At 72.8% G+C, this 14,353-nt stretch carries 14 protein-coding genes; 12 read left to right on the top strand and 2 right to left on the bottom strand.

Translation table 11 applies throughout. From position 1 onward, the window contains the following. The first annotated feature begins 189 nt into the window (after positions 1–189). The 5 genes from OG432_RS05220 (at position 190) to OG432_RS05200 (ending at position 5,356) form a co-directional block, all read left to right on the top strand. Complete coding sequence (locus OG432_RS05220; protein WP_328308196.1) at positions 190–993, top strand: AIM24 family protein; 804 nt, start codon at positions 190–192, stop codon at positions 991–993. 116 nt (positions 994–1,109) lie between these two features. Then, positions 1,110–2,024: a DMT family transporter gene (locus tag OG432_RS05215; RefSeq protein WP_328315003.1), complete on the top strand. Its 915-nt coding sequence runs from the start codon at positions 1,110–1,112 to the stop codon at positions 2,022–2,024. 214 nt (positions 2,025–2,238) lie between these two features. Further along, entirely contained in the window at positions 2,239–3,462 is a 1,224-nt protein-coding gene (locus tag OG432_RS05210; protein WP_328308195.1) for a sensor histidine kinase, read from the top strand. Then, the gene (locus OG432_RS05205) at positions 3,459–4,142 is read left to right on the top strand and encodes a response regulator transcription factor (protein WP_328308193.1); all 684 of its coding nucleotides are present in this window, start codon (positions 3,459–3,461) and stop codon (positions 4,140–4,142) included. Before OG432_RS05210 ends, OG432_RS05205 begins: the two co-directional genes overlap by 4 nt. 26 nt (positions 4,143–4,168) lie before the next feature. Next, entirely contained in the window at positions 4,169–5,356 is a 1,188-nt protein-coding gene (locus tag OG432_RS05200) for a cytochrome P450 family protein (protein ID WP_328308191.1), read from the top strand. Position 5,357: 1 nt separating this feature from the next. Here OG432_RS05200 and OG432_RS05195 read toward each other — a convergent pair whose 3' ends face one another. Next, positions 5,358–6,128: a hypothetical protein gene (locus tag OG432_RS05195; RefSeq protein WP_328308189.1), complete on the bottom strand. Its 771-nt coding sequence runs from the start codon at positions 6,126–6,128 to the stop codon at positions 5,358–5,360. A 230-nt stretch (positions 6,129–6,358) separates the two neighbouring features. Between OG432_RS05195 and OG432_RS05190 the strand changes: the two genes are divergently transcribed. Further along, positions 6,359–7,561 (top strand): cytochrome P450 family protein, encoded by a 1,203-nt coding sequence (locus OG432_RS05190; protein ID WP_328308187.1) that lies wholly within the window; start codon positions 6,359–6,361, stop codon positions 7,559–7,561. A gap of 1 nt (position 7,562) precedes the next feature. On the opposite strand, the gene OG432_RS05185 is transcribed toward OG432_RS05190, so the two are convergent. Then, entirely contained in the window at positions 7,563–8,564 is a 1,002-nt protein-coding gene (locus OG432_RS05185; RefSeq protein WP_328308185.1) for a Gfo/Idh/MocA family protein, read from the bottom strand. A 122-nt stretch (positions 8,565–8,686) separates the two neighbouring features. On the opposite strand from OG432_RS05185, the gene OG432_RS05180 reads away from it, so the two are divergent. The 6 genes from OG432_RS05180 (at position 8,687) to OG432_RS05155 (ending at position 14,317) form a co-directional block, all read left to right on the top strand. Then, positions 8,687–9,439, top strand: coding sequence for a GntR family transcriptional regulator (locus OG432_RS05180; RefSeq protein ID WP_328315002.1), 753 nt, complete (start codon positions 8,687–8,689; stop codon positions 9,437–9,439). A 150-nt stretch (positions 9,440–9,589) separates the two neighbouring features. Further along, positions 9,590–10,576, top strand: coding sequence for a sugar ABC transporter substrate-binding protein (locus OG432_RS05175; protein WP_328308183.1), 987 nt, complete (start codon positions 9,590–9,592; stop codon positions 10,574–10,576). Then, the gene (locus OG432_RS05170; RefSeq protein ID WP_328308181.1) at positions 10,573–11,610 is read left to right on the top strand and encodes an ABC transporter permease; all 1,038 of its coding nucleotides are present in this window, start codon (positions 10,573–10,575) and stop codon (positions 11,608–11,610) included. The genes OG432_RS05175 and OG432_RS05170 overlap by 4 nt, the downstream gene beginning before the upstream one ends. After that, positions 11,607–12,458, top strand: coding sequence for an ATP-binding cassette domain-containing protein (locus OG432_RS05165; protein WP_328308179.1), 852 nt, complete (start codon positions 11,607–11,609; stop codon positions 12,456–12,458). The genes OG432_RS05170 and OG432_RS05165 overlap by 4 nt, the downstream gene beginning before the upstream one ends. A 105-nt stretch (positions 12,459–12,563) precedes the next feature. Further along, positions 12,564–13,730, top strand: a complete 1,167-nt coding sequence (locus tag OG432_RS05160; protein WP_328308177.1) for an ROK family glucokinase — start codon at positions 12,564–12,566, stop codon at positions 13,728–13,730. Beyond that, positions 13,730–14,317 carry a hypothetical protein gene (locus tag OG432_RS05155; RefSeq protein ID WP_328308175.1) on the top strand — a complete coding sequence of 196 codons (588 nt, stop codon included), beginning with the start codon at positions 13,730–13,732 and terminating at the stop codon, positions 14,315–14,317. Before OG432_RS05160 ends, OG432_RS05155 begins: the two co-directional genes overlap by 1 nt. Positions 14,318–14,353 lie beyond the last annotated feature (36 nt).

The following is a 14,353-nucleotide window of genomic DNA, read 5'->3' as shown; positions in this document are numbered from 1 at the left end:
GCGTCGTTCCTCTTCGTGGGTTCTTTCCTGGACTTCCGGATCCCGGTTGGTTGTGAGTTCAAGCAAAGCCGTCGGGGGATCGCGGCGCTGGCGGCCTTCGGACACCGAGACGCAGGTACCGGAACCCGACACTCCGTGTCGTACGTTGAGCCCACCGGACACCACCCCGCACGCGTCAGGAGACCGGCCGTGACCCTTCAGCAAGAGATCGTCGGCAACGCCATGCAGATGGCCGTCGTGAACCTCGCCCCCGGCCAGACCGTCTACTGCGAGGCAGGGAAGTTCCTCTTCAAGACCGCCAACGTGTCCATGGAGACCCGCCTCTCCGGGCCCGCCCGGGGCGGTGCCGCCGCGGCCGGCGGGGGCATGGGCGGCATGCTGCGCCAGGCGATGGGCACCGCCATGCAGGCCGGCCAGCGCGCACTGGCCGGGGAGTCGCTCGCCTTCCAGTACTTCACGTCCACCGGCGAGGGCACCGTCGGCTTCGCGGGCGTGCTGCCCGGCGAGATGCGCGCCCTCGAACTCACCGGCGGCCGCGCCTGGTTCGCCGAGAAGGACGCCTTCGTGGCCGCCGAGTCCACCGTCGAGTTCGGCATCGCCTTCCAGGGCGGCCGCACCGGCATGGCCGGCGGCGAGGGCTTCATCCTGGAGAAGTTCACCGGCACCGGAACCGTCATCATCTGCGGCGCGGGCAACTTCATCGACCTCAACCCCGCCGACTTCGGCGGCCGCATCGAGGTCGACACCGGCTGCATCGTCGCCTTCGAGGAGGGCATCCAGTACGGCGTCCAGCGCATCGGCGGCCTCAACCGACAGGGCCTGATGAACGCGGTGTTCGGCGGCGAGGGTCTCTCGCTCGCCACCCTGGAGGGCAACGGCCGGGTCATCCTCCAGTCGCTCACCATCGAGGGCCTGGCCAACGCCCTCAAGAAGGCGCAGGGCGGCGACAAGCAGGGACCCACCGGCGGCCTCTTCTCCACGCACGCGGGGTGACGCCTCCCCGGTGAGGGGGACGGCTCTTCCCGGGGCGCACGCCCACCGGTACGGTGATCGTCCCCGTGCGAGCCGCCGACGTCTCCACACCGCACACTCCTCTGGAGACCGCGCCCGTGACGTCGATCGCCGTACCCTCCGCGGGGCTCGCCCCGCGCCGCGCCTGGCTCACCGACCTGCCGGTCCTTCTCGTGGCCGTCGTGTGGGGCGCCAGCTACCTCGCGGCCAAGGACATCACCACCCCCCGCACGGTGACCGCCGTCCTGGTGCTCCGGTTCGCGCTCGTCGTGCCCGTCCTCGCGGTGGCCGGACGGCGCGGCCTGCGGGCCCTGACCCGGGCCCAGTGGCGCGGCGCGGGCCTGCTCGGTCTCGTCCTGAGCGGGATCTTCCTCCTGGAGACGTACGGCGTCGTCCACACCTCGGCGACCAACGCCGGGCTCATCATCAGCCTCACCATGATCTTCACCCCGCTCGCCGAGGCCGCCGTCACCCGGGTCGCTCCGCCCCGCGCCTTCCTCGCCGCCGCGGCCCTCTCGGTGACCGGCGTGGTCCTGCTCACCCAGGGCGGTGGCTTCACCGCGCCGTCGGCGGGCGACCTCCTGATGCTGCTGGCCGCCCTGGCCCGTACCGCGCACGTCCTGCTGATGGCCCGCGTCAAGTCGGTGCAGGGCGCCGACGCGCTCTCCTTGACCACCGTCCAACTGGGCGGTGCGGTCGCGGTGTTCGCTGTTCTCGCCGCTGCCCCCGGCACGGGCCCCGCGCCCTGGACGGTGGCCGCCGGATTCGGTGCCGGTCAGTGGGCCGGCCTGCTCTTCCTGTCCGTGCTGTGCACGCTCTTCGCGTTCTTCGTGCAGATGTGGGCCGTGCGCCGCACCTCGCCCTCCCGCGTCAGCCTCCTCCTCGGCACCGAACCGCTGTGGGCCGCGGCCGCCGGTATCGCGCTCGGCGGCGAACGGCTCGGCGCACTCGGGCTGTTGGGCGCCGCCCTGGTCCTCGCGGGCACCAGCTGGGGCCGGCGGGCCGTCGCGTGAGCCGCGGCACGCGTCGCGTGTGAGGCGCCGGGCCGTCGAGTGAGGTGCCGGGCCGCCGCGTGCGCCGCCGGGCCGTCGCTCCGGCCGCCCGCGGTCCGCCGCGCCGGCCACCGGAACGCCACCGCCCCGTCCAAAGTCTTCGGTCCCGCGACTTTGGTAGCGCGCCGCGCCCGTGCCGCGCCGGCGGGCCGCCGAGCTGCGTAACTTTGTCGACATGACACGTGCTGGACCGGAGTTCCACTGGCTGCTGCCCTCGGCGGTGGCCGACCCCGAGCTGCCCGGCGACCGGGCGAGGCCGCGGCGCACCGTACGCGACTGGGCCGTCGACCTCTGCGTCTTCGCCGCCGCCGTCCTGATCGGCATGCTCACCGCCGACACGCTCGACAGGACGCCCGGCTACTCCGGCACCACGCTCCTGCTGGACCAGCTGGTGGGGGCCGCCGCCTGCTGCGCGGTATGGCTGCGGCGCCGCCGGCCGGTGGCGCTCGCGGCGGGTCTCGTCGTGGTGTCGCTGGTCGCGCCGGTCGCGTCCGGCGCGTTCCTGGTCGCCCTGTTCAGCCTCGCCGTGCACCGGCCGTTCAAGCCCGTCGTGCTCGCGGTGAGCGGCGCCGCCGTGATCAGTTCGGTGCTGCAGCCCGTCCTGCGCCCGGACCCCACGACCAGCCTGCTCACCAACGCCGTCGTGGGCACGGTCCTCGTCCTGCTGGTCACCGGGTGGGGCATGCTCGTACGCTCCCGGCGCCAGCTCGTCGTGGCGCTGCGCGAACGCGCCGCCCGTGCCGAGGCCGAGGCGGTGCTGCGGGCCGAGAACGCGCAGCGGCTCGCCCGCGAGGCCATCGCCCGCGAGATGCACGACGTACTGGCCCACCGGCTCACCCTGCTCTCCGTGCACGCCGGCGCCCTCGAATTCCGGCCCGACGCGCCGCCCGCCGAGGTCGCGAGGGCAGCCGGCGTCATCCGGGACAGTGCGCACGAGGCGCTCCAGGACCTGCGCCAGATCATCGGCGTGCTGCGCAGCCCCGGCGAGGGCGCCGACGACCGGCCCCAGCCGACGCTCGCCACCCTCGGCGCGCTCATCGCCGAATCCCGCGAGGCCGGGATGGAGGTGGCGCTCGACAGCCGGATCCCGGACGCCTCCGGTGTGCCCGCCGCCACGGGGCGCAACGCCTACCGCATCGCCCAGGAGGCCCTCACCAACGCCCGCAAGCACGCGCCGGGCGCCGAGGTCACCGTCACGGTCACCGGCCATCCGGGCGACGGGCTCACCGTCGAGGTGCGCAACCCGGCGCCCCCGGGCCCGGTGCCCGCGGTGCCCGGATCCGGGCAGGGCCTCATCGGCCTCACCGAACGCGCCGCCCTCGCCGGCGGCCGGCTCGACCACGGCCCCGGGCCCGACGGCTCCTTCACGGTCGTGGCCTGGCTACCGTGGCCGTCATGACCATCCGCCTGCTCATCGTCGACGACGACCCCCTGGTCCGCGCGGGCCTCACGCTCATGCTCGGCGGCGCCGAGGACATCGAGATCGTCGGTGAGGCATCCGACGGCGACGAGGTCGCTCAACTCGCCCTGGAACGGCGGCCGGACGTCGTACTCATGGACATCCGCATGCCCCGCGTCGACGGCCTCACCGCCACCGGGACGCTGCGTGCCCGCCCCGACGCCCCCGAGGTCATCGTCCTGACCACGTTCCACGCCGACGAACAGGTGCTGCGGGCCCTGCGGGCCGGAGCCGCCGGATTCGTCCTCAAGGACACGCCGCCCGCCGAGATCGTCTCCGCCGTACGACGCGTCGCCGCGGGCGATCCCGTGCTCTCGCCCGCCGTCACGCGCCGGCTGATGGCCCAGGTGGCCGGCGCGGCGGCCGCTCCCGGCGACCGGACCGCCCGCGCCCGCGCACGCCTGGCGCTGCTCGCGGAACGCGAACGGGAGGTCGCCGTCGCGGTCGGCCGCGGCCACTCGAACGCCGAGATCTCCGCCCGGCTGTATCTGAGCGTGCCCACCGTGAAGACCCACGTGTCGCGCGTCCTGGCCAAGCTCGGCCTCAACAACCGTGTGCAGATCGCCCTGTTGGTGCACGACGCCGGGCTGCTCGACGGCCCGGACGGCGACGTAGGCTGACCGGCAACCGAACGGAGGGCGGGGCCATGACGGTGGTCGATCTCAGTGAGCACGCCGAGGAATTCAACGCCGATCCCTATGCGATGTACGCCAAGCTGCGCGCCGCGGGGCCGGTCCACGCGGTGCGTACGCCGGCGGGTGACGAGGTCTGGCTGGTCGTCGGCCACGAGGCGGCACGGGCCGCGCTCGCCGACCCGCGCCTCGCCAAGGACTGGCGGCCACTGGCCGAGACGGGCTACGTCGAACTGCCCGCCAGCGCCAACATGCTGGAGACCGACCCGCCACAGCACACCCGGCTGCGCAAGCTGGTCGCGCGGGAGTTCACCCCGCGCCGCGTCGAGGCGCTGCGCCCCCGCGTCCAGGCCGTCACCGACGGTCTGCTCGACGCCATGCTGGCCGCTCCCGGCCGCACCGCCGACCTTGTCGACGCGCTCGCCTTCCCGCTGCCCATGACCGTCATCAGCGAGCTCGTCGGCGTGCCCGACCTCGACCGCGAGGCGTTCCGCGTGCTGTCCAACCAGGCCGTCGCGCCGCTCTCCGGCGACGAGGGGCCCGCCGCCGTCGGCAGGATCGGCGAGTACCTGGCCGAGCTGATCGAGGACAAGCGCTGCTCCGGCCCCGCCGACGACCTCCTGAGCGCCTTGATCCGCGCCCGCCACGAGGACGGCGACCAGCTGTCCCATGACGAACTCATCGGCATGGCGTTCCTGTTGCTCGTCGCGGGCCACGAGACGACCGTCAACCTCATCTCCAACGGCGTACGCGCCCTGCTCACCCACCCGGACCAACTCGCCGCCCTGCGGGCCGACTTCGACGGACTGATCGACGGCGCCGTCGAGGAGATGCTGCGCTACGACGGCCCCGTCGAGACCGCCACGTACCGCTTCGCCCGCGAGCCCGTCCGGATCGGCGAGGTCGTCGTCCCGGCGGGCGCGCCCGTCCTGGTCGCCCTCGCGTCGGCCGGCCGTGACCCGCTGCGCCACCAGGACCCGGACCGCTTCGACATCCGCCGCCCCCCGCAGAGCCACCTCGCCTTCGGCCACGGCATCCACTTCTGCCTCGGCGCCCCGCTCGCCCGCATGGAGGGCCGGATCGCCGTCCGTACCCTCCTGGAGCGTGTACCCGAGCTCCAACTCGACGTCAGGACGGACGAGTTGGAATGGCTGCCCGGCATGCTGATCCGCGGCGCGCGGCATCTGCCGGTGCGCTGGTGACTCACGCCTTGCGGGCGGCCGCCGCCCGCTTGCGGTGCTCGCCGCGCAGCACGAGCGAGGGCCACTCGTCGCCGTAGGCGCCGCAGACGCAGAGCGACCACAGGGACCACTGCTGCGGCACCGAGTAGTACGGCACGAGTACCCGGGCCGTGCGCAGCCGCGACAGCTTCACGGGGACGAGCGCGGGCAGGACGTCCGGCGTCTGCCCGGCCAGGATCGCCCGGCGGCACGACGGGCAGGCGGGGCGCCGGTCCGCCGCCGCCTCGCGCGGCCCGGAGCGCCGCCTGGCCCGCTGCCGGTGCTGTTTGCGTACGGGGGAGTGGGCGTCCTCGGCCGCCTCGTGCAGCGGGTTGTAGAAGCAGCGCCGTGCGGCCCTGGGGGCGGGCTGCCCGGCGGCGCGGGCGTGGGCCGCGGCGAACCGTTCGAGGGCGCGGTCGGCGAGGACCGCGGCCGCCGCGAGGTCGGGCAGGTCGGCCGCCTCGTCGACGAGCTTGCCCGCGGCCTGATAGGCGTCGAAGGCCCAGGTGCAGTCGGAATCGGCGACCGGATCGCCGGCCGGACCGCTCGACGGGTCCCGGTTCAGCGGGAGTTCGGCCGTGCGCAGGACGTCGCCCACGGCCGCCACCCGCGCCGACACGAGCCGGTCGAGCCGCTCACGGGCCGCGGCCCACTCGTCGAGGACCAGCTGCTGCCGCTCCTTGGAGAGCTCCCCGCCCCGCTGCTCGGGCACGGTGGGGCGCAGCCGCTCCATGAACCACCAACGCTTCAGCACCTTGCCTCCCTTGCTCCCACCAGGGTAGAAGTCCGGCGGACCAGCGGGGAGACAGGGGGCGGCCGACGGGGGGACAGCCGTCGGCCGGCCGCGCGAGGTGCTCCGACGCGGCAGCCGCGCCCCGCGGCCCTGGCGCTCGGGTGCGAGGAGGGTGCGCAAAGGCCGTGCGGGCCCGCGCGGGGCGCCGTATCGTCCGCCGTGTTCACCCCATCGCCCGGAAGGGGCACGCGTTGACCCACGACGCCGTAGTCGATCTCGCCGCGCTGGGTGAGGACTTCACCCGCGACCCCTACCCCGTCTACGCCGAGCTGCGGGCCCGGGGCCCCGTGCACCGCATCCGGATGCCCGAAGGAGCCGACGCCTGGCTCGTCGTGGGGTACGAGGCCGGGCGCGCCGTCCTCGCCGACGACCGGCTGAGCAAGGAGTGGCGCAACGCCGCGCCCGGCTCGGGCGTGCGCCAGGTCTCCTCCGGCCCCACCATGCTCAGCTCCGACGCGCCGGCCCACACCCGGCTGCGCCGGCTGGTGACCCGCCACTTCACGCCGCGCCGCGTGGAGGAACTGGGCCCGCGGGTGCGGGAGATGGCCGACGGTTTCGTCGACGCCATGCTGACCGCCCCCGACCGCCGCGCCGACCTCGTCGAGGCGCTGGCCTTCCCGCTGCCGATCACCGTCATCTGCGAGCTGATCGGCGTCCCCACGCTCGACCAGGACGCCTTCCGCCGGTGGTCCAACGCCTCCCTCGCGGCACCCCTGCTCGACGACCGCCTCGCCGCCGCAAAGGCGGTCAACGACTATCTGACCCATCTTCTCGAGGACAAGCGCGCGAGCCCCGGCGACGACCTCATCAGCGCGCTGATCCACACCGCCGACGAGGAGGGCGGCGACCGCCTGTCCCAGGACGAACTCCTCGGCATGGCCTGGCTGCTCCTGGTCGCGGGCCACGAGACCACCGTCAACCTCATCTCCAACGGCATGCTGGCCCTGCTCGGCCACCCCGGCCAACTGGCCGCGCTGCGGGCCGACTTCGACGGGCTCATCGACAACGCGGTGGAGGAGATGCTGCGCTACGACGGCCCGGTCGAGACGCCCACGTACCGCTTCACCAAGGACCCCGTCGAGATCGCCGGAACGCTGATCCCCGGCGGCGGCGAAGTGGTCCTCGTGGCGCTCGCCGACGCCGACCGAGACCCGGCGCGCTTCGCGGAACCGGACCGGTTCGACATCCGTCGCGACGCCCGCGGCCACGTCGCCTTCGGGCACGGCATCCACTACTGCCTGGGCGCGCCACTGGCCCGTCTCGAAGCGCGCGTCGCGGTGCGCGCCCTGCTCGACCGCTGCCCGGACCTGGCGCTCGACATCCATCCGGCGGCCCTCGCGTGGCGCACCGGCATGATGATCCGGGGCCCGGAGCGCCTGCCGGTGCGCTGGTAGCTCAGCCGCCCGGGATCTCCGCGACCTCCACCACCCGCCGCTCTCCGCGCGACACCTCGCACGCCTCGGCGATGCGCAGGGCGTGCAGGGCGTCCCGGCCGTCGCACGGATTTGCCGCCTCGCCCCGCACGAGGCGGACGAAGGCGTCCAGCTCCGCCTCGTAGGCGGGGCCGAAGCGTTCGAGGAAGCCGGTCCACGGCTTGCCGGGGCGGTCCGCGCCGTGCGGCTCGGCCGAGGTCAGCGGAGTGCGGTCGTCCAGGCCCACCGCGAACTGGTCCCGCTCTCCCGCCAGTTCGAGCCGTACGTCGTACCCCGCGCCGTTGCAGCGGGTGGCCGTGGCGCTCACGAGGGTGCCGTCGTCCAGGGTGAGGACGACGGCCGCGGTGTCGATGTCGCCGGCCGCGCGGAACATCGCGGGCCCGGCGTCCGAGCCCGTCGCGTACACCTCGACGACCTCACGGCCCGTCACCCAGCGCACGATGTCGAAGTCATGGACGAGACAATCGCGGTAGAGCCCGCCGGACAGCGGCAGATACGCGGCCGGCGGCGGCGCCGGGTCGGACGTCATCGCCCGTACGGTGTGCAGCCGGCCGAGCCGCCCCGAGCGCACCAGGTCACGGGCCCGGACGTATCCGGCGTCGAAGCGGCGCATGAAGCCCAGCTGGAGCTCGGTGCCCGCCGTCTCGACCGCGCGGAGCGTCTCCAGCGTGCCCGGCACGTCCAGGGCGATCGGTTTCTCGCAGAAGGCGGGCAGGCCCGCGCCCGCGGCCGTCGCGACGAGCCCGGCGTGCGCGGCGGTCGCCGAGGCGATCACCACCGCGTCGACGCCGGTGAACGCCTGCGGCACGGTGGTCACCGCGGTGGCCCCGGTCAGGGCGGCGACAGAAGCGGCCCGCGTCGCGTCGGCGTCCGCGACCACCACCTCCTCGACCTGGGGATGACGGGCGAGAACGCCCGCGTGGAAGGCGCCGATCCGCCCCGTCCCGATCACTGCGATGCGCATGGGCTCACCGTGGCCGCGGCGGGGCGCCCTGTCAAGACTTTGTCCTGACAACCGGACTTCACGACTTCCCGTCAACATGCCCGGCGCACTACGCTCGCCGGGTGCCCAAGCAGCCAAGACCCATGGCGGACTTCTCCCACCCGCTCCAGCTCGGCGTGGACCGCACCAGCCCGGTCCCGCTCTACTTCCAGCTCTCGCAGCAGCTGGAGGCGGCCATCGAAAAGGGCACCCTCACGCCCGGCAGTCTCCTCGGCAACGAGATCGACCTGGCCCAGCGGCTCGGCCTGTCCCGGCCCACCGTCCGCCAGGCCATCCAGGCGCTGGTCGACAAGGGGCTCCTGGTGCGCCGCCGCGGCGTCGGCACCCAGGTCGTGCACAGCCAGGTCAAGCGCCCGCTCGAACTGAGCAGCCTCTACGACGACCTGGAGGCGGCCGGCCAGAAACCCGCCACCACCGTGCTGCGCAACACCGTCGAACCGGCCGGCGCCGAGGTCGCCGCCGCCCTCGGGGTGGCCGAGGGCAGCGACGTACACCTCGTGGAGCGGCTGCGGTACGCGCACGGCGAGCCCATGGCGCGGCTGCGCAACCATCTGCCCCCCGGGCTGCTGCCGCTGGAGACCGCGTACCTGGAGGGCACCGGCCTCTACCGCCTGATGCGGGGCGCGGGCATCACCCTGCACAGCGCGCGCCAGACCGTGGGGGCGCGGGCCGCCACCGCCGAGGAGGCCGCCCTGCTGGCCGAGGCCGCCGGAGCGCCGCTGCTCACCATGGAGCGCACCACGTTCGACGACACCGGCCGCGCCGTCGAGTTCGGCTCGCACCTCTACCGGGCCTCGCGCTACTCCTTCGAGTTCCAGCTCCTCGTGCGTCCCTGAGCCGCGACGGGTCACCTGGTGGGCGCCCGCGGAGCCCCCGTGACCCATACTTGGGCGGCCGGGGCAGGGACCGACCAGCCCCGGTGGCACCCGGTGGTACAGCAGGAAGGGCACGGCGTCGTGGCAAGGGTTGGGACAGGGGTACGCGCCATGGGCGCGGTGCTGGCAGTGGTGCTCGGTGCCGCCTCCTTGGCGGGGTGCAGCAGCACGGGCGGCAAGCGCGCCGAGGACGCGCGCAAGTCCGCGCAGGCCCAGGGCAGGGCCGCGGTGAACACGCCCCGCTGGAAGATCGCGATGGTCACCCACTCGGGCGACGGCGACACCTTCTGGGACATCGTGCAGAGCGGCGCCAAGCAGGCCGCTGTCAAGGACAACATCGACTTCCTCTACTCGCACAGCGACCAGGGTCAGCAGCAGGCCCAGTTCGTGCAGGCCGCGATCGACCAGAAGGTCGACGGGCTGATCGTCACGCTCGCGAAGCCGGACGCGCTCAAGGACGTCGTGGCCAAGGCCGAGAAGGCCGGGATCCCGGTGATCACCGTGAACTCGGGCTCGGAGAAGTCCAAGGAGTTCGGGGCGCTCACCCACATCGGCCAGGACGAGACCATCGCGGGCAAGGCCGTCGGCGACGAGCTCACCAAGCGGGGCAGGAAGAAGGCCCTCTGCGTCCTGCACGAGCAGGGCAACGTCGGCCACGAACAGCGCTGCGCGGGCACCAAGGAGACCTTCAAGGGCGAGGTCCAGAACCTCTACGTCACCGGCACCAACATGCCCGACGTGCAGTCCTCGATCGAGGCGAAGCTCCAGGCCGACCCGTCCATCGACGCCGTGGTCACCCTCGGCGCACCCTTCGCGGACACGGCGGTCAAGGCCAAGGAGTCGGCCGGCAGCTCCGCCGAGATCGACACCTTCGACCTGAACCCCAAGGTGGCCGCGTCCCTGAAGTCCGGCACCCTCGGCTTCGCCGTCGACCAGCAGCCCTACCTCCAGGGATACGAGGCCGTCGACCTCCTGTGGCTCTACAAGTACAACGCCGACGTCCTCGGCGGCGGGCTCCCCGTGCTGACCGGACCCCAGATCGTCACGAAGGACCAGGCCGCCAAGCTGGAGGCGTACACGCAGCGGGGGACCCGATGACCGCCACGCAACTGGGCGCGGACGAGCGGCTGTTGACGCGCTCGGTCTGGCGCAAGCTCCTGGGCCGCCCCGAACTCGGCTCGGTGGTCGGCGCCGCCGCCGTCTTCCTGTTCTTCGCCCTCGTCGCCGACAGCTTCCTGCGGCCCTCCAGCCTCTCGACCGTGCTGTACGCGGCGTCCACGATCGGCATCATGGCGGTGCCGGTGGCGCTGCTCATGATCGGCGGCGAGTTCGACCTGTCGGCGGGCGTCCTCGTGACCACTTCGGCGCTCGTCTCGTCGATGTTCAGCTACCAGATGACGGCGAACGTGTGGGTGGGCGTGGCCGTCTCCCTGCTCGTCACCGTCGCCATCGGCGCGTTCAACGGCTTCATGCTGACCCGCACGAAGCTCCCCAGCTTCATCATCACGCTGGGCACGTTCCTGATGCTGACCGGCCTCAACCTCGGCTTCACCAAGCTGATCAGCGGCACGGTCTCGACGAAGTCCATCTCCGACATGGAGGGCTTCGCGTCGGCGAAGAAGCTCTTCGCCTCGCAGCTGAGCATCGGCTCCGTCGACCTGAAGGTCACCATCCTGTGGTGGTTCGTGCTCGTCGCGGCCGCCACCTGGATCCTGCTGCGGACCCGCTTCGGCAACTGGATCTTCGCGGTCGGCGGCGGTGCGGACGCGGCCCGCGCGGTCGGCGTCCCGGTCTTCAGGACGAAGATCGGCCTCTACATGGGTGTCGCTTTCGCGGCGTGGATCTCCGGCCAGCACCTGCTGTTCTCGTTCGACGTGGTGCAGTCGGGCGAGGGCGTCGGCAACGAGCTGATCTACATCATCGCGGCCGTCATCGGCGGCTGCCTGATCACCGGCGGCTACGGCTCGGCGATCGGCTCCGCGGTCGGCGCGTTCATCTTCGGCATGACCAGCAAGGGCATCGTGTACGCGGAGTGGAATCCCGACTGGTTCAAGTTCTTCCTCGGAGCGATGCTCCTGCTCGCCACCCTGCTCAACGCCTGGGTGCGCAAGCGGGCGGAGGCGACAGCATGACGACGAACCCGGACAGCACGAACAGCACGAACAACGCGGACGAGGCCGCCGGGCGGACCGCGCTCGTCGAGCTCGACGACGTCAGCAAGTACTACGGCAACATCCGCGCCCTCGAAGGCGTCACCCTGGAGGTCCACGCCGGGGAGATCACCTGTGTCCTGGGCGACAACGGCGCGGGCAAGTCCACCCTCATCAAGATCATCGCCGGTCTCCACCGGCACGACTCCGGCGCCTTCCGCATCGACGGCGAGGACGTCTCGCTCGCCAACCCGCGCGAAGCCCTCGACCGTGGCATCGCCACCGTCTACCAGGACCTGGCCGTGGTCCCGCTGATGCCGGTCTGGCGCAACTTCTTCCTCGGCTCCGAGCCCACCCGCGGCAAGGGCCCCTTCAGGCGCCTCGACGTCGACACGATGCGCCGCACCACCCACGCGGAGCTGCTGCGCATGGGCATCGACCTGCGCGACGTCGACCAGCCGATCGGCACCCTGTCCGGCGGCGAGCGCCAGTGCGTCGCCATCGCGCGCGCCGTCCACTTCGGCGCGAAGGTCCTGGTGCTCGACGAGCCGACCGCCGCCCTCGGCGTGAAGCAGTCCGGGGTCGTCCTGAAGTACGTGGCGGCCGCCCGGGACGCCGGACTCGGAGTGGTTCTCATCACCCACAACCCGCACCACGCCTACCTCGTGGGCGACCGTTTCGTGCTCCTCAAGCGCGGCTCGATGACCGGCAGCCATCTGCGCTCGGAGATCACCCTGGACGAGCTCACCCGCCAGATGGCGGGCGGCAGCGAGCTCGAAGAGCTCAGTCACGAACTCCAGCGGGCCACCGGGCCCGGCGACGTGTCCTAGGGAGTGTCCGCACCGTCCCGTCCGGCCGGCGCCGCCGCCCCGGGCCGCCGGGGCGGCGCCCGCGCGCGAGGTCCGTGCCGCGTCCGGATGGCAGAATCGGCCCCGATGACCACGTACCGCGACTTCGCCCTAGCCCACCGGGGTTCCGCCCGGACCACGCTGCGCACCGTCGGCACCCGGGAACGCCGCTCGCACCTGACGGCCCCCCGGGTGCCCACCGTCGGCATTGACATCGGCGGTACGAAGGTGATGGCCGGCGTGGTGGACGCGGACGGCAACATCCTGGAGAAGCTCCGCACGGAGACCCCGGACAAGTCCAAGAGCCCCAAGGTCGTCGAGGACACCATCACCGAGCTCGTCCTCGACCTCTCCGACCGGCACGACGTGCACGCGGTGGGCATCGGGGCGGCCGGATGGGTCGACGCCGACCGCTCCACCATCCTCTTCGCCCCGCACCTGGCCTGGCGCAACGAGCCGCTGCGCGATGCCCTCCAGGCCCGCCTCGCGGTGCCCGTGATGGTCGACAACGACGCCAACACCGCGGCCTGGGCCGAATGGCGCTTCGGCGCCGGGCGCGGCGAGGACCATCTCGTCATGATCACGCTCGGCACCGGCATCGGCGGCGCGATCCTGGAGGACGGGCAGGTCAAGCGCGGCAAGTACGGCGTCGCCGGCGAATTCGGCCACATGCAGGTCGTGCCCGGCGGCCACCGCTGCGCCTGCGGCAACCGCGGCTGCTGGGAGCAGTACAGCTCGGGCAACGCGCTGGTGCGCGAGGCCCGCGAGCTGGCGAGCGCCGACTCCCCGGTGGCGTACAACATCATCGAACGCGTCGGCGGCAACATCTCCGAGATCACCGGGCCGCTCATCACCGAGCTGGCCCGCGAGGGCGACGCGATGTGCGTCGAGCTGCTCCAGGACATCGGACAGTGGCTCGGCGTCGGCATCGCCAACCTGGCGGCCGCCCTCGACCCGTCCTGCTTCGTCATCGGCGGGGGCGTCAGCGCCGCCGACGACCTCCTGATCCGCCCCGCACGGGACGCCTTCAAACGCCACCTCACCGGCCGCGGCTACCGGCCCGAAGCGAGGATCGCCAAGGCGCAGCTGGGGCCCGAGGCGGGTATGGTCGGCGCCGCAGACCTCGCCCGTCTGGTGGCCCGCCGCTTCCGCCGGGCCAACCGCCGCCGCGTGGAGCGCTACGAGCGGTACGCGAAGGTCGCCGAAGCCGTCCGCAGGACGGGCACCACCCGCACCACCCAGGAATCCGACTGATGACACCGCCCGACCGCCCCGCCGTGCCCCGCCAGTCCCCGCCGCCGGACGAGAGGCCCCCCGAGACCCGGCAGCACATGATCCGGCGGCGCTGGATCACCGCGGTGATCATCGTGCTGCTCATCGGCGTGCCCGCCGGCTACCTCGCGATCTCCGCGGAGCAGAGCCGCACCAGCGGCCGCGACAAGGAGTCCGAGGCCGCCGCCAAGGGTCTCGTGCACGACTGGCCGTCCAAGGCGCAGCGGCGCATCTACGACGTGACGATCCCGATGGACTCGATCGGCGTGTACTACTACGAGACGAACAGCTGGAACGTCAGCAAGCTGTACGTCCAGTTCAAGACGAGCGCGGCCGGCCTCGCGGAGTTCATGAAGGGCGCCGGTACCAGCACGGCCACGCTCAGGCCCGGCGACGTGACGATCGACGCGAAGGACGCGGCGAAGGTGCACTGGCCCTTCCACGCGGGCCGCGACTGGTCGGGCACCACCCGCGTCCAGGACAAGCCGCGGCCGACCCTGGACATCACGGTCGACGAGACCAACCCGGACCGGCCGTACGTCTTCGTGGTGTCCACGACGACCCCCTGACGAACGCCGTGAGGACCCATCGGGCGCGGGCCCCCG

It is taken from the genome of Streptomyces sp. NBC_00442 (assembly GCF_036014195.1).
Classification (GTDB): domain Bacteria; phylum Actinomycetota; class Actinomycetes; order Streptomycetales; family Streptomycetaceae; genus Streptomyces.
This window is presented reverse-complemented; position numbering and strand designations above follow the sequence as displayed.

What these genes read in the sequence shown, in the direction of transcription:
- OG432_RS05200 (WP_328308191.1), top strand. Translation starts at nt 4,169, where the DNA reads ATGACGGTGGTCGATCTCAGTGAGCACGCCGAGGAATTCAACGCCGAT.
- OG432_RS05185 (WP_328308185.1), bottom strand. Translation starts at nt 8,564, where the DNA reads ATGCGCATCGCAGTGATCGGGACGGGGCGGATCGGCGCCTTCCACGCG.
- OG432_RS05180 (WP_328315002.1), top strand. Translation starts at nt 8,687, where the DNA reads ATGGCGGACTTCTCCCACCCGCTCCAGCTCGGCGTGGACCGCACCAGC.
- OG432_RS05205 (WP_328308193.1), top strand. Translation starts at nt 3,459, where the DNA reads ATGACCATCCGCCTGCTCATCGTCGACGACGACCCCCTGGTCCGCGCG.
- OG432_RS05210 (WP_328308195.1), top strand. Translation starts at nt 2,239, where the DNA reads ATGACACGTGCTGGACCGGAGTTCCACTGGCTGCTGCCCTCGGCGGTG.
- OG432_RS05175 (WP_328308183.1), top strand. Translation starts at nt 9,590, where the DNA reads ATGGGCGCGGTGCTGGCAGTGGTGCTCGGTGCCGCCTCCTTGGCGGGG.
- OG432_RS05170 (WP_328308181.1), top strand. Translation starts at nt 10,573, where the DNA reads ATGACCGCCACGCAACTGGGCGCGGACGAGCGGCTGTTGACGCGCTCG.
- OG432_RS05155 (WP_328308175.1), top strand. Translation starts at nt 13,730, where the DNA reads ATGACACCGCCCGACCGCCCCGCCGTGCCCCGCCAGTCCCCGCCGCCG.
- OG432_RS05165 (WP_328308179.1), top strand. Translation starts at nt 11,607, where the DNA reads ATGACGACGAACCCGGACAGCACGAACAGCACGAACAACGCGGACGAG.
- OG432_RS05160 (WP_328308177.1), top strand. Translation starts at nt 12,564, where the DNA reads ATGACCACGTACCGCGACTTCGCCCTAGCCCACCGGGGTTCCGCCCGG.